Source organism: Massilia oculi (assembly GCF_003143515.1).
GTDB lineage: Bacteria > Pseudomonadota > Gammaproteobacteria > Burkholderiales > Burkholderiaceae_D > Telluria > Telluria oculi.
In genome coordinates, this window is sequence record NZ_CP029343.1 from 3,310,631 (window position 1) to 3,325,068 (window position 14,438).

The 14,438-nt window shown below is 55.9% G+C and carries 5 protein-coding genes, 2 tRNA genes, 5 rRNA genes and 3 pseudogenes; 13 read left to right on the forward strand and 2 right to left on the reverse strand.

Going from position 1 to position 14,438, the window contains the following annotated elements; genetic code table 11:
• Positions 1–48 precede the first annotated feature (48 nt).
• The 12 genes and pseudogenes from DIR46_RS15140 to DIR46_RS15195 all read left to right on the forward strand — a co-directional run bounded on the left by DIR46_RS15140 (position 49) and on the right by DIR46_RS15195 (position 11,464).
• Positions 49–2,922 (forward strand): 23S ribosomal RNA (locus DIR46_RS15140).
• Between the two features lie 116 nt (positions 2,923–3,038).
• Positions 3,039–3,151, forward strand: a 5S ribosomal RNA gene (gene rrf / locus DIR46_RS15145).
• A gap of 101 nt (positions 3,152–3,252) precedes the next feature.
• Complete coding sequence (locus DIR46_RS15150; protein ID WP_109345963.1) at positions 3,253–3,894, forward strand: DJ-1/PfpI family protein; 642 nt, start codon at positions 3,253–3,255, stop codon at positions 3,892–3,894.
• Positions 3,895–3,985: 91 nt separating this feature from the next.
• Positions 3,986–4,072: pseudogene (locus tag DIR46_RS27940) on the forward strand (DUF3375 family protein); the annotation flags it as partial.
• Between the two features lie 51 nt (positions 4,073–4,123).
• Positions 4,124–4,975: pseudogene (locus DIR46_RS15160) on the forward strand (SbcC/MukB-like Walker B domain-containing protein); the annotation flags it as partial.
• A pseudogene (locus tag DIR46_RS15165) lies at positions 4,888–5,535 on the forward strand (Wadjet anti-phage system protein JetD domain-containing protein). The pseudogenes DIR46_RS15160 and DIR46_RS15165, both read left to right, overlap by 88 nt.
• A 388-nt stretch (positions 5,536–5,923) precedes the next feature.
• Positions 5,924–7,458: ribosomal RNA gene (locus DIR46_RS15170) — 16S ribosomal RNA — on the forward strand.
• Between the two features lie 81 nt (positions 7,459–7,539).
• Positions 7,540–7,616: transfer RNA gene (locus tag DIR46_RS15175), tRNA-Ile, on the forward strand.
• Positions 7,617–7,637: 21 nt separating this feature from the next.
• Positions 7,638–7,713, forward strand: a tRNA-Ala gene (locus DIR46_RS15180).
• A 210-nt stretch (positions 7,714–7,923) separates the two neighbouring features.
• A 23S ribosomal RNA gene (locus DIR46_RS15185) occupies positions 7,924–10,815 on the forward strand.
• Between the two features lie 116 nt (positions 10,816–10,931).
• Positions 10,932–11,044, forward strand: a 5S ribosomal RNA gene (gene rrf / locus DIR46_RS15190).
• The 16S, 23S and 5S rRNA genes sit together here with 2 tRNA genes alongside, the layout of an rRNA operon.
• Before the next feature lie 135 nt (positions 11,045–11,179).
• Entirely contained in the window at positions 11,180–11,464 is a 285-nt protein-coding gene (locus tag DIR46_RS15195) for a hypothetical protein (RefSeq protein WP_109345964.1), read from the forward strand.
• Position 11,465: 1 nt separating this feature from the next.
• Here the strand turns inward: DIR46_RS15195 and DIR46_RS15200 are convergent, their stop codons facing one another.
• Positions 11,466–12,908 carry a DHA2 family efflux MFS transporter permease subunit gene (locus DIR46_RS15200; protein ID WP_109345965.1) on the reverse strand — a complete coding sequence of 481 codons (1,443 nt, stop codon included), beginning with the start codon at positions 12,906–12,908 and terminating at the stop codon, positions 11,466–11,468.
• A 117-nt stretch (positions 12,909–13,025) separates the two neighbouring features.
• A complete protein-coding gene (locus DIR46_RS15205) occupies positions 13,026–13,589 on the reverse strand; it encodes an acyloxyacyl hydrolase (protein ID WP_109345966.1) in 564 nt (187 codons plus the stop codon).
• 138 nt (positions 13,590–13,727) lie between these two features.
• Between DIR46_RS15205 and DIR46_RS15210 the strand changes: the two genes are divergently transcribed.
• Positions 13,728–14,438 carry a suppressor of fused domain protein gene (locus DIR46_RS15210; RefSeq protein ID WP_229446267.1) on the forward strand — a complete coding sequence of 237 codons (711 nt, stop codon included), beginning with the start codon at positions 13,728–13,730 and terminating at the stop codon, positions 14,436–14,438.

Genomic DNA, 14,438 nt, shown 5'->3' on the forward strand with positions numbered 1-14,438 from the left:
TGAATCCTGTGACGATCTCTGTAACTCATGCAGAGGCCAACGTTATAGGGACAAGTGAATAAGTGCACATGGTGGATGCCTTGGCGATTACAGGCGATGAAGGACGTAGTAGCTTGCGATAAGCTGCGGGGAGCTAGCAAACGAGCTTTGATCCGCAGATTTCCGAATGGGGAAACCCGGCCTTTTAGGTCATTGCATACTGAATACATAGGTATGCAAAGCGAACGCGGCGAACTGAAACATCTAAGTAGCTGCAGGAAAAGAAATCAACCGAGATTCCCAAAGTAGTGGCGAGCGAAATGGGATGAGCCTGTATGTGATAGTCGGACTGATAGTGGAAGCCTCTGGAAAGTGGCGCCATAGTGGGTGATAGCCCCGTACACGAAATCAGACCGGTGGTACTAAGCATACGACAAGTAGGGCGGGACACGAGAAATCCTGTCTGAACATGGGGGGACCATCCTCCAAGGCTAAATACTCGTAATCGACCGATAGTGAACCAGTACCGTGAGGGAAAGGCGAAAAGAACCCCGGGAGGGGAGTGAAATAGATCCTGAAACCGTGTGCATACAAACAGTCGGAGCCTCTTCGTGGGGTGACGGCGTACCTTTTGTATAATGGGTCAGCGACTTACATTCAGTGGCGAGGTTAACCGGATAGGGGAGCCGTAGAGAAATCGAGTCCGAACAGGGCGACAGTCGCTGGGTGTAGACCCGAAACCAAGTGATCTACCCATGGCCAGGATGAAGGTGCGGTAACACGCCCTGGAGGTCCGAACCCACTAATGTTGAAAAATTAGGGGATGAGCTGTGGGTAGGGGTGAAAGGCTAAACAAACTTGGAAATAGCTGGTTCTCTCCGAAAACTATTTAGGTAGTGCCTCAAGTATCACCATCGGGGGTAGAGCACTGTTATGGCTAGGGGGTCATTGCGACTTACCAAACCATTGCAAACTCCGAATACCGATGAGTGCGAGCTTGGGAGACAGACATCGGGTGCTAACGTCCGGTGTCAAGAGGGAAACAACCCAGACCGCCAGCTAAGGTCCCAAAGATTGGCTAAGTGGAAAACGAAGTGGGAAGGCTAAAACAGTCAGGATGTTGGCTTAGAAGCAGCCACCATTTAAAGAAAGCGTAATAGCTCACTGATCGAGTCGTCCTGCGCGGAAGATGTAACGGGGCTAAGCCAGTCACCGAAGCTGCGGATATCCGTAAGGATATGGTAGGAGAGCGTTCTGTAAGCCTGCGAAGGTGTCTTGTAAAGGATGCTGGAGGTATCAGAAGTGCGAATGCTGACATGAGTAGCGATAATGCGGGTGAAAAGCCCGCACGCCGTAAGCCCAAGGTTTCCTGTTCAACGTTCATCGGAGCAGGGTGAGTCGGCCCCTAAGGCGAGGCAGAGATGCGTAGCTGATGGGAAGCAGGTTAATATTCCTGCACCGTCGTATGATGCGATGGGGGGACGGATCGCGGAAGGTTGTCTGACTGTTGGAATAGTCAGTTTTTGACTCATAGAAGGTGCTTAGGCAAATCCGGGCACGTAATTCAAGGGGTCGAGACGAGTTGCCATGTGCGACGAAGCAATCGGAAGTGGTTCCAAGAAAAGCCTCTAAGCTTCAGTCATACGAGACCGTACCGCAAACCGACACAGGTGGGCGAGATGAGTATTCTAAGGCGCTTGAGAGAACTCGGGAGAAGGAACTCGGCAAATTGGTACCGTAACTTCGGGATAAGGTACGCCCTAGTAGCTTGATTGGTTTACTCCATGAGGGCCAAAGGGTTGCAATAAAATGGTGGCTGCGACTGTTTAATAAAAACACAGCACTCTGCAAACACGAAAGTGGACGTATAGGGTGTGACGCCTGCCCGGTGCTGGAAGATTAAATGATGGGGTGCAAGCTCTTGATTGAAGTCCCAGTAAACGGCGGCCGTAACTATAACGGTCCTAAGGTAGCGAAATTCCTTGTCGGGTAAGTTCCGACCTGCACGAATGGCGTAACGATGGCCACACTGTCTCCTCCCGAGACTCAGCGAAGTTGAAATGTTTGTGATGATGCAATCTACCCGCGGCTAGACGGAAAGACCCCATGAACCTTTACTGTAGCTTTGCATTGGACTTTGAATCAATCTGTGTAGGATAGGTGGGAGGCTTTGAAGCGGGGACGCCAGTTCTCGTGGAGCCATCCTTGAAATACCACCCTGGTTCATTTGAGGTTCTAACCTTGGTCCGTTATCCGGATCGGGGACAGTGCATGGTAGGCAGTTTGACTGGGGCGGTCTCCTCCTAAAGTGTAACGGAGGAGTTCGAAGGTACGCTAGGTACGGTCGGACATCGTGCTAATAGTGCAATGGCATAAGCGTGCTTAACTGCGAGACCGACAAGTCGAGCAGGTACGAAAGTAGGACATAGTGATCCGGTGGTTCTGTATGGAAGGGCCATCGCTCAACGGATAAAAGGTACTCTGGGGATAACAGGCTGATTCCTCCCAAGAGTTCATATCGACGGGGGAGTTTGGCACCTCGATGTCGGCTCATCACATCCTGGGGCTGTAGCCGGTCCCAAGGGTATGGCTGTTCGCCATTTAAAGTGGTACGTGAGCTGGGTTTAAAACGTCGTGAGACAGTTTGGTCCCTATCTGCCGTGGGCGTTGGAAATTTGAAGGGGGCTGCTCCTAGTACGAGAGGACCGGAGTGGACGAACCTCTGGTGTACCGGTTGTCACGCCAGTGGCATTGCCGGGTAGCTAAGTTCGGAAGAGATAACCGCTGAAAGCATCTAAGCGGGAAACTTGCCTTGAGATGAGATTTCCCGGAGCCTTGAGCTCCTTGAAGGGTCGTTCGAGACCAGGACGTTGATAGGCTGGGTGTGGAAGTGCAGTAATGCATTAAGCTAACCAGTACTAATTGCCCGTACGGCTTGTCCCTATAACCTTGGTAGTCCAAGGTCGAGTACAACTGCTCGATACAAAGCTACAACCCAACAATACTTCTTCCAGATTCAGAGCAGACGCGAACTGTCGCGACTGCTCGTACAAGTCATGCCTGATGACCATAGCAAGTCGGTCCCACCCCTTCCCATCCCGAACAGGACCGTGAAACGACTTTGCGCCGATGATAGTGCTGCAACCAGTGTGAAAGTAGGTTATCGTCAGGCTAGTTATATGAAAAACCCCACCGAGTGATCTCGGTGGGGTTTTTTGCTTTGGAGACGCGTAAAGTCCCAAGGTCACACTCTTCTCTTACCTAGGAAAAGCGATGAAGGTTTATCTCGTTGTCGTCGACACGCTGGCGGATTGGGAAATCGGATACCTGACGGCAGAGCTGCATAGCCGCCGGTTTTTCGCAGACCCTTCACGAGATTTCCAGTTGCTGAAGGCCGGCCTGAATCGCGATGCAGTGACGAGTATGGGCGGCATGACCCACACACCAGATGTGGTAATCGATGACATCCAGATGGATCAGAACGACCTGCTCCTGCTGTCAGGCGCAGAAATCTGGCAGTCTGCACACGCAAGGCCAGCCCTTGAACTGGCGCGCGACGTGCTGGATGAAGGCCGCCAGGTCGCTGCCATTTGTGGCGCCACGGTCGGCCTGGCCAGCATCGGCGCACTGAATGCGCGGCGCCACACTTCCAACGATCTCGGATTTCTGAAATCGTCCTGCCCCGACTATCGTGGTGAACGCATGTACCGTAAGGAGCCGGCCGTGCGCGGCGACAACCTGGTCACGGCGACCGGCCTGGCGCCGCTCGAGTTCTCGTACGAGGTGCTGAAGATGCTCAAGGTCTGGAAGCCCGAAACCGCCAAGGCCTGGTATCGCCTGCATAAAACCCGCCAGGAACGCTGGTATCACGAACTGGTCGCTTCGATGTCGGATACACCGGCCGTTTCGTCGTAGACTGCGATGGAATAGCAGCAGCTTCTCGCCCAGCGCGACCTGGGACGGCGGCAAGGGCGAACTGCTGCAGCAGATCTTCGGCTGGCGCGACCTGCTCACCGAATCCGACGAAGGCAAGAGCTTTCGCGCGTTCTGGGACCTGCTGATGTCGCCGTTGCGCCAGGATGAACTGGGCAAGCTGCTGGAGCAGGTGATGGCGCTCGCGCCGATCCGCGAACTCGAACCCGACGGCCATACGCTGACTGTCGAATCGTGCGATCACCGAGAGCGCGATGTGCGCGAACTCGTGCAGGCACGCATCGACGCCGACAGCAAGCGCATCGCGACACTGCGCGACAGGATCATCACCGCCATGCAGGACGATGTGACCACTTGGTCGCTCGATGCGCGCGAGGTCGATGGGAGCATCGAGGCGGCGCCTGAGTTCCGGCGCATGCTGCAAGTGCTGGAAACCGACGACCTGCCGCGCTTCGCCGGAAAGTTCAAGGAGCTGCTCAACGAAAACACGATCCGCGAGATCGCCGGATTCCAGTCGCAGCTCAAGCGCGAACGTGAAACGATCCGCGAGCGGGTCGAGACCATCAACACCTCGCTGCATGCGATCGACTACAACCCGAATCGCTACATCGCCCTGGAGGCGGAACCGAGCCTGGATGCCGACCTGCGCGACTTCCAGCAAGACCTGCGCAGCTGCACCGAAGGCGCGCTGACCGGGTCGAGCGACGAGGAATACACCGAGGCGAAATTCCTGCAGGTGCGGCGCATCATCGAGCGCTTCTGGGGGGCGCGAAGGCAGCGCCGAGATGGGCCGGCGCTGGACCCGCAAGGTGACCGACGTGCGCAACTGGTTCGTGTTCTCGGCGTCCGAGCGTTGGCGCGAGGACGACAGCGAGCATGAACACTACAACGATGCCGGCGGCAAGTCCGGCGGTCAGAAGGAGAAGCTGGCGTACACGGTGCCGGCCGCGAGGCTGCCTACCAGTTCGGCCTTGAATGGGGCGCCGTGCGTTCGCGTTCGTTCCGCTTCGTGGTCATCGACGAGGCATTCGGACGCGGTTCCGACGAATCGGCGCGCGCCGGTTCGAGGCGCGTTATGGGCTGCTGGGCAAACCGGCGCAGATTCGTTTCCGCATACTCGACCAGCGGCACCATGTCGGCGGCTGCTCCGACCTGATGGTGCCTGTGGCGCAGTTCGCCGCATTGCGCACGGGCGTGGACCGTGTCTACATCACGGAGAACGAGGTGAAAGCGCTGGCATTTCCCGATGTGGAGTCGAGCATGGTGGTGTCCGGCGGTGGCTATGGCGTCGACCGCCTGGAGCAGGTCGATTGGCTACGCAGCCGGCCCATCTTGTACTGGGGAAATATCGATACCCATGGCTTTGCGATCTTCGATCGCCTGCGGGCGTCGATCCCAGGCGTGGCATCGCTGCTGATGGATGAAAACACGTTGCAGGCACATCGCCATGTATGGGGAGCAGGAAGACGGAGATAAGCGTTATCTTGCGGACCTGATGAGGCTGACGAGCAGGAGCGGCGGCTATTTCTGCAGCTGCGTGGCGAGATGCTTGGGGAGCGAGTTCGCCTCGAGCAGGAGCGCATTGGCTACACATGGGCGGTCGACGCGATTCGACAAACATGAAAACTGGCCCTTGCGGCGGCGGTCACGCTTTGCTATAGTCTCGCTCCTCGACGCAGACGCCACCTCACGGTAGCGAAAGCGAAGAGAAAAAAGGGGTTGACGAAAAATGAGAAACACTTCATACTCTCGCCTCTCTGCTGCTGACGAACACAACGCTTCGAAGCAAAATGCAGAAAGCAGTGCCGAATAAAGTTCTTTAAAAATTAACAGTCGATAAGTGTGGGCGTTTGATGAAGGTGCCAAGAGCTTCGGTTCTTGATTACTTAAATTATCAAATGTTCACAAAAAGTATTAACGTTGCTTCAGTAATGAAGTGACGGTCAGTATTTTGAGTGAGCGACCTCGCTAGCAATAGCGAGTGACTCGAAAGAGTCAACAAACAGAGATTGAACTGAAGAGTTTGATCCTGGCTCAGATTGAACGCTGGCGGCATGCTTTACACATGCAAGTCGAACGGTAACAGGGAGCTTGCTCCGCTGACGAGTGGCGAACGGGTGAGTAATATATCGGAACGTACCCAGAAGTGGGGGATAACGTAGCGAAAGTTACGCTAATACCGCATACGATCCACGGATGAAAGTAGGGGACCTTCGGGCCTTATGCTTTTGGAGCGGCCGATATCTGATTAGCTAGTTGGTAGGGTAAAGGCCTACCAAGGCGACGATCAGTAGCTGGTCTGAGAGGACGACCAGCCACACTGGAACTGAGACACGGTCCAGACTCCTACGGGAGGCAGCAGTGGGGAATTTTGGACAATGGGCGCAAGCCTGATCCAGCAATGCCGCGTGAGTGAAGAAGGCCTTCGGGTTGTAAAGCTCTTTTGTCAGGGAAGAAACGGTAGAGGCTAATATCCTTTGCTAATGACGGTACCTGAAGAATAAGCACCGGCTAACTACGTGCCAGCAGCCGCGGTAATACGTAGGGTGCAAGCGTTAATCGGAATTACTGGGCGTAAAGCGTGCGCAGGCGGTTTTGTAAGTCTGACGTGAAATCCCCGGGCTCAACCTGGGAATTGCGTTGGAGACTGCAAGGCTAGAATCTGGCAGAGGGGGGTAGAATTCCACGTGTAGCAGTGAAATGCGTAGAGATGTGGAGGAACACCGATGGCGAAGGCAGCCCCCTGGGTCAAGATTGACGCTCATGCACCAAAGCGTGGGGAGCAAACAGGATTAGATACCCTGGTAGTCCACGCCCTAAACGATGTCTACTAGTTGTCGGGTTTTAATTAACTTGGTAACGCAGCTAACGCGTGAAGTAGACCGCCTGGGGAGTACGGTCGCAAGATTAAAACTCAAAGGAATTGACGGGGACCCGCACAAGCGGTGGATGATGTGGATTAATTCGATGCAACGCGAAAAACCTTACCTACCCTTGACATGTACGGAATGCCGAAGAGATTTGGCAGTGCTCGAAAGAGAACCGTAACACAGGTGCTGCATGGCTGTCGTCAGCTCGTGTCGTGAGATGTTGGGTTAAGTCCCGCAACGAGCGCAACCCTTGTCATTAGTTGCTACATTCAGTTGAGCACTCTAATGAGACTGCCGGTGACAAACCGGAGGAAGGTGGGGATGACGTCAAGTCCTCATGGCCCTTATGGGTAGGGCTTCACACGTCATACAATGGTACATACAGAGGGCCGCCAACCCGCGAGGGGGAGCTAATCCCAGAAAGTGTATCGTAGTCCGGATCGTAGTCTGCAACTCGACTACGTGAAGTTGGAATCGCTAGTAATCGCGGATCAGCATGCCGCGGTGAATACGTTCCCGGGTCTTGTACACACCGCCCGTCACACCATGGGAGCGGGTTTTACCAGAAGTAGGTAGCTTAACCGCAAGGAGGGCGCTTACCACGGTAGGATTCGTGACTGGGGTGAAGTCGTAACAAGGTAGCCGTATCGGAAGGTGCGGCTGGATCACCTCCTTTCTAGAGTAGCACCGGCAGCGAAAGCTGCATCATCAAGCGTCCACGCTTATCGACTGTTGAATAGTAAAGAACAGTTTTATCGGGGCTGTAGCTCAGCTGGTTAGAGCACCGTGTTGATAACGCGGGGGTCGTTGGTTCGAGTCCAACCAGCCCTACCAAGTTTCAGCATGACCTCAAATGGGGGATTAGCTCAGCTGGGAGAGCACCTGCTTTGCAAGCAGGGGGTCGTCGGTTCGATCCCGTCATCCTCCACCAAAAGCTCAAACGTAAGCCACAAGCGGTTTAGGTTTGGTCTTTTCGAGATCACTGTTTTTTCGTTCTTTAACAATCTGGAAGAAGTAAAGTTTTTTTAAGCGTGTGCGAAAGCACACACTTAGGGTAGTAGTAATTTGTATCAAGCAAACATAGTTGTACTCTTGAATCCTGTGACGATCTCTGTAACTCATGCAGAGGCCAACGTTATAGGGACAAGTGAATAAGTGCACATGGTGGATGCCTTGGCGATTACAGGCGATGAAGGACGTAGTAGCTTGCGATAAGCTGCGGGGAGCTAGCAAACGAGCTTTGATCCGCAGATTTCCGAATGGGGAAACCCGGCCTTTTAGGTCATTGCATACTGAATACATAGGTATGCAAAGCGAACGCGGCGAACTGAAACATCTAAGTAGCTGCAGGAAAAGAAATCAACCGAGATTCCCAAAGTAGTGGCGAGCGAAATGGGATGAGCCTGTATGTGATAGTCGGACTGATAGTGGAAGCCTCTGGAAAGTGGCGCCATAGTGGGTGATAGCCCCGTACACGAAATCAGACCGGTGGTACTAAGCATACGACAAGTAGGGCGGGACACGAGAAATCCTGTCTGAACATGGGGGGACCATCCTCCAAGGCTAAATACTCGTAATCGACCGATAGTGAACCAGTACCGTGAGGGAAAGGCGAAAAGAACCCCGGGAGGGGAGTGAAATAGATCCTGAAACCGTGTGCATACAAACAGTCGGAGCCTCTTCGTGGGGTGACGGCGTACCTTTTGTATAATGGGTCAGCGACTTACATTCAGTGGCGAGGTTAACCGGATAGGGGAGCCGTAGAGAAATCGAGTCCGAACAGGGCGACAGTCGCTGGGTGTAGACCCGAAACCAAGTGATCTACCCATGGCCAGGATGAAGGTGCGGTAACACGCCCTGGAGGTCCGAACCCACTAATGTTGAAAAATTAGGGGATGAGCTGTGGGTAGGGGTGAAAGGCTAAACAAACTTGGAAATAGCTGGTTCTCTCCGAAAACTATTTAGGTAGTGCCTCAAGTATCACCATCGGGGGTAGAGCACTGTTATGGCTAGGGGGTCATTGCGACTTACCAAACCATTGCAAACTCCGAATACCGATGAGTGCGAGCTTGGGAGACAGACATCGGGTGCTAACGTCCGGTGTCAAGAGGGAAACAACCCAGACCGCCAGCTAAGGTCCCAAAGATTGGCTAAGTGGAAAACGAAGTGGGAAGGCTAAAACAGTCAGGATGTTGGCTTAGAAGCAGCCACCATTTAAAGAAAGCGTAATAGCTCACTGATCGAGTCGTCCTGCGCGGAAGATGTAACGGGGCTAAGCCAGTCACCGAAGCTGCGGATATTTTTCTCTTTGCTTGCATCGAGATCAATATGGTAGGAGAGCGTTCTGTAAGCCTGCGAAGGTGTCTTGTAAAGGATGCTGGAGGTATCAGAAGTGCGAATGCTGACATGAGTAGCGATAATGCGGGTGAAAAGCCCGCACGCCGTAAGCCCAAGGTTTCCTGTTCAACGTTCATCGGAGCAGGGTGAGTCGGCCCCTAAGGCGAGGCAGAGATGCGTAGCTGATGGGAAGCAGGTTAATATTCCTGCACCGTCGTATGATGCGATGGGGGGACGGATCGCGGAAGGTTGTCTGACTGTTGGAATAGTCAGTTTTTGACTCATAGAAGGTGCTTAGGCAAATCCGGGCACGTAATTCAAGGGGTCGAGACGAGTTGCCATGTGCGACGAAGCAATCGGAAGTGGTTCCAAGAAAAGCCTCTAAGCTTCAGTCATACGAGACCGTACCGCAAACCGACACAGGTGGGCGAGATGAGTATTCTAAGGCGCTTGAGAGAACTCGGGAGAAGGAACTCGGCAAATTGGTACCGTAACTTCGGGATAAGGTACGCCCTAGTAGCTTGATTGGTTTACTCCATGAGGGCCAAAGGGTTGCAATAAAATGGTGGCTGCGACTGTTTAATAAAAACACAGCACTCTGCAAACACGAAAGTGGACGTATAGGGTGTGACGCCTGCCCGGTGCTGGAAGATTAAATGATGGGGTGCAAGCTCTTGATTGAAGTCCCAGTAAACGGCGGCCGTAACTATAACGGTCCTAAGGTAGCGAAATTCCTTGTCGGGTAAGTTCCGACCTGCACGAATGGCGTAACGATGGCCACACTGTCTCCTCCCGAGACTCAGCGAAGTTGAAATGTTTGTGATGATGCAATCTACCCGCGGCTAGACGGAAAGACCCCATGAACCTTTACTGTAGCTTTGCATTGGACTTTGAATCAATCTGTGTAGGATAGGTGGGAGGCTTTGAAGCGGGGACGCCAGTTCTCGTGGAGCCATCCTTGAAATACCACCCTGGTTCATTTGAGGTTCTAACCTTGGTCCGTTATCCGGATCGGGGACAGTGCATGGTAGGCAGTTTGACTGGGGCGGTCTCCTCCTAAAGTGTAACGGAGGAGTTCGAAGGTACGCTAGGTACGGTCGGACATCGTGCTAATAGTGCAATGGCATAAGCGTGCTTAACTGCGAGACCGACAAGTCGAGCAGGTACGAAAGTAGGACATAGTGATCCGGTGGTTCTGTATGGAAGGGCCATCGCTCAACGGATAAAAGGTACTCTGGGGATAACAGGCTGATTCCTCCCAAGAGTTCATATCGACGGGGGAGTTTGGCACCTCGATGTCGGCTCATCACATCCTGGGGCTGTAGCCGGTCCCAAGGGTATGGCTGTTCGCCATTTAAAGTGGTACGTGAGCTGGGTTTAAAACGTCGTGAGACAGTTTGGTCCCTATCTGCCGTGGGCGTTGGAAATTTGAAGGGGGCTGCTCCTAGTACGAGAGGACCGGAGTGGACGAACCTCTGGTGTACCGGTTGTCACGCCAGTGGCATTGCCGGGTAGCTAAGTTCGGAAGAGATAACCGCTGAAAGCATCTAAGCGGGAAACTTGCCTTGAGATGAGATTTCCCGGAGCCTTGAGCTCCTTGAAGGGTCGTTCGAGACCAGGACGTTGATAGGCTGGGTGTGGAAGTGCAGTAATGCATTAAGCTAACCAGTACTAATTGCCCGTACGGCTTGTCCCTATAACCTTGGTAGTCCAGGGTTAGAGTACAACTGCTCGATACAAGCTACAACCCAACAATACTTCTTCCAGATTCAGAGCAGGCGCGAACTGTCGCGACTGCTCGTACAAGTCATGCCTGATGACCATAGCAAGTCGGTCCCACCCCTTCCCATCCCGAACAGGACCGTGAAACGACTTTGCGCCGATGATAGTGCTGCAACCAGTGTGAAAGTAGGTTATCGTCAGGCTAGTTATATGAAAAACCCCACCGAGTGATCTCGGTGGGGTTTTTTGCTTTGGGATTCTCCTGCGCTTGTCGTACATCAGCGTCCAGATCGCTGCCTCGCGGCAACATGCTCTAGTCATTATCACTGGAGAAAACCATGGAATCACGGAGCGATCCAGCCGGCCTGGGCGAAAAGCTGATGGGCCCCGTCACGGCCGTAATCGAGAAGCGGCGCGCAGACCTGATGCCGATGCTCCAGGGCGCCCAGGGCCAGGCCGCCAAGGCAGCCCTGCGCGACGACGAATGCGTGCGCAAGGTCGCCAGCTGCTGTTATCCCTTGCTTCCAGTATTGATCCGTCTGGCAGTGAAAGAACCGACGTTCATCAGCTTCGTCCTGGACAACCGCGAGAAGGTACTCGGGCGCCTTGCTGCGCCCGCCTGAACTACTGCGCCGTCACCGTCACCGGCTCGGCCGTCGGGGCCACGCTCCGCCCGCGGCTGATGCTGTCGCCATCGTTGCGGCGCAGGCGCCAGAACACGGCCGAGGAGAGCAGGGTCAGCACTGCCAGGACGGCGAAGCCATGGTGCAGGGCCTGCGTCACCTGGCCCTGGTTTGTCTGCGCTACGCCGCCCAGGAACCAGGCGGTGACGATCGAGCCGGCCGCCAGGCCAAAGCTCATCGACAATTGCTGGAACGAGCTGGAAATCGTGCTGGCCATGCTGGTATCGGCCGGCTCGACGTCGGCATAGGCCAGCGTATTCATGCTCGAGAACTGCAGCGAGTTGAAGAAGCCCTGCATCAGGCCGATGCCGACGATCACCGCCAGCGGCGTGCCGGCATCCACCAGCGTGAACATCGCGATGGTCACGCCGATCATGATCGTATTCACCAGCAGTACCCGGCGATAGCCGAAGCGCGCCAGCAAGCCGGGCGCGAACACTTTCATGCCCATCGCCGCCAGCGCCGCCGGCATCATCAGCAAACCCGATTGCCACGCCGGCAGTCCCAGGCCGAGCTGGTACAGCAACGGCAGCAGGAAGGGCAGGCCGCCGACGCCGAGACGGGTGACGAAGCCGCCCAGCACCGCGATGCGGAAGGTGCGCACCTTGAGCAATGTCAGGCGCAGGAGCGGGAACTTGGTGCGGCAGGCATGCCAGGCATAGGCGCCCAACAGGCCGAGCGCCAGCAGGAACAGCAGGCCCGCCGTCATGCCGTCGAGCGTATGCTCGCCAAACACTTCCAGCACCCAGGACAGCAGGGCGGTGCCGCTGCTGAACAGGATCAGCCCAGGCACGTCGAGCGGGCGCCGCTGTTCGGAGCGGTAGTCAGGCATATGGCGCCAGACAAAATACAGTGCAGCCAGTCCGACCGGGATATTGACGAAGAAGATAACGCGCCACGAGGTCCAGTGCACGATCAGGCCGCCGATCGTCGGCCCCAGCAGCGGCCCGATCAGGGCTGGGATGATGACGAAGTTCATCGCCCCCAGCAGCTCGTTCTTGGGGAAGGTGCGCACGATCGACAGGCGGCCGATCGGGATCATCATGGCGCCCCCCAGTCCCTGCAGCAGCCGGGCGCCGGTCATCATGTGGGCGCTCACTGACAGCCCGCACAGCACCGATGCGAAGGTGAAGACGGCAATGGCCGTGAAGAACACGCGCCGGGTGCCGAAGCGGTCGGCCATCCAGCCGCTCAAGGGAATGCCGACCGCGAGGCCGAGGATGTAGCTGGTGACGACCGATTTCAGGCTCAGCGGGGTGACGCCGAGGCTGGCGGCAATGCTCGGAATGGCGGTATTGACGATGGTCGCATCGAGCTGCTCCATGAACAGGGCAGTCGCGACGAGCCAGGGAAGATAGCGCTTGAGGGTGGGCGAAGGGGTCAATCGGGCCTCGTGAAAACGGCAGGCGGCAGTGGCCGCCAGAGGCCCGATTGTGTCACAAACTGCAAGACGGCCGCGCCATGGACTGGCCGCTGCCGGCCCATGCGCGCATCATGGACATCAGAAGCGGTAAGCCGCCTTGGCGATGAACCAGTTGGCGCCCGCGTTCGGGCTCTTGATGCTGGCGTTCGAGTAGTGCTGGTACTTCAGGCCGAAGTCCCACTTCTGGGTGGTGTAGCCGATGCCGATGTGGTCGCCGAACTGGAAGGCGGTCGACAGTTCCTTGTCTTCGTTCTTGTACAGGGTCGAGAACAGGTTGACGCCGATACCGATCTCGCCGTACAGACCGAGCTTGCTGTCATTCTGGTAGCGGAACACCGGGGTGAAGCCGATGACGCCGATGTTCTTGTTCTGGCCGCGAACGTTCTCGTAGGAATTCAGGCGCCACAGGGCCAGATTGCCTTCCCAGTAGCCCGACAGGTGGCGACCATTGCCGGCGAACCAGCGCTTGTCCCAGTCGGACTGGACCGCGATGCGGTACATGCGCTGCTGCGGGTTGGTGCCGACTTCGAACGAAGCCGAATCGATGTAGCCATTGCCGACGGTGGACTGGGCCGAGGCGAACGGAGCGAACAGCGCGGCGCAGAGAGCAGCCAGGGCGCCGATTTTCTTGGTAGTGAGCATGGTTATCCTTGGAAGGAAGAGCATAATTCTTGTTTGATGCGCTATTGTACTAGCGAGAACAATAGCGTGCTGGCGGCCACGTAACCATGTGACGAAGGTATGATAGACGCCCGCCGCAACCGACCCATATCAATAACAATGGCCGAACCAATCGAACCCACGATCGCTCCCCTGTATCCGCTCGCCTCTCCGATGGCGCGCCAGCCCGAACCCGCAGTGCTGCCGCACGATCCGGTGGGCGAGCACATCGCCGCCCATCTCGGCAAGCCGGCCCTGTACTTCCACGAGACCCAGGCCGACGGCGTCCAGGTCGACATCCACGTGATCGGGCCGACCGACTCCTATCCCTATGTGCGCCTGGTGACGTCGGGCATGAGCAAGCAGCCGATGAACGTGCCGGAAGGCGCGCCGGCATATGCCGAGCTCATGATGGCCCTGCCGGCGAACTGGCAGCTGGACGAGGCCGCGATGCAGGACGAGCGCTGGTACTGGCCGGTCGCCCTGCTGCGCCACTTGGCGCACTATCCGCACAAGGAGCGCACCTGGATCGGCCTCGGCCACTCCTTGCCGAACGGTAACCCGTCCAAGCCCTATATCGCCGGGATCGGCTTCTGCGGCGCCATCGTGCTGCCGCCGGTATCGAGCCCGGAACCATTCCACTCGGTCACGGTCGACGGCAAGGACGTCTATTTCCACTGCGTCGTGCCGCTCTACAAGGAAGAGCTGAACCTGGCGCGCCGCCGCGGCTTCGCGGAACTGATCGACAAGTTCAACGAGTACGACGTCACCGACGTGGTCGACCCGGCGCGCAAGAACACGGCCCGGAAAAAATTCCTCGGGCTGTTCTAA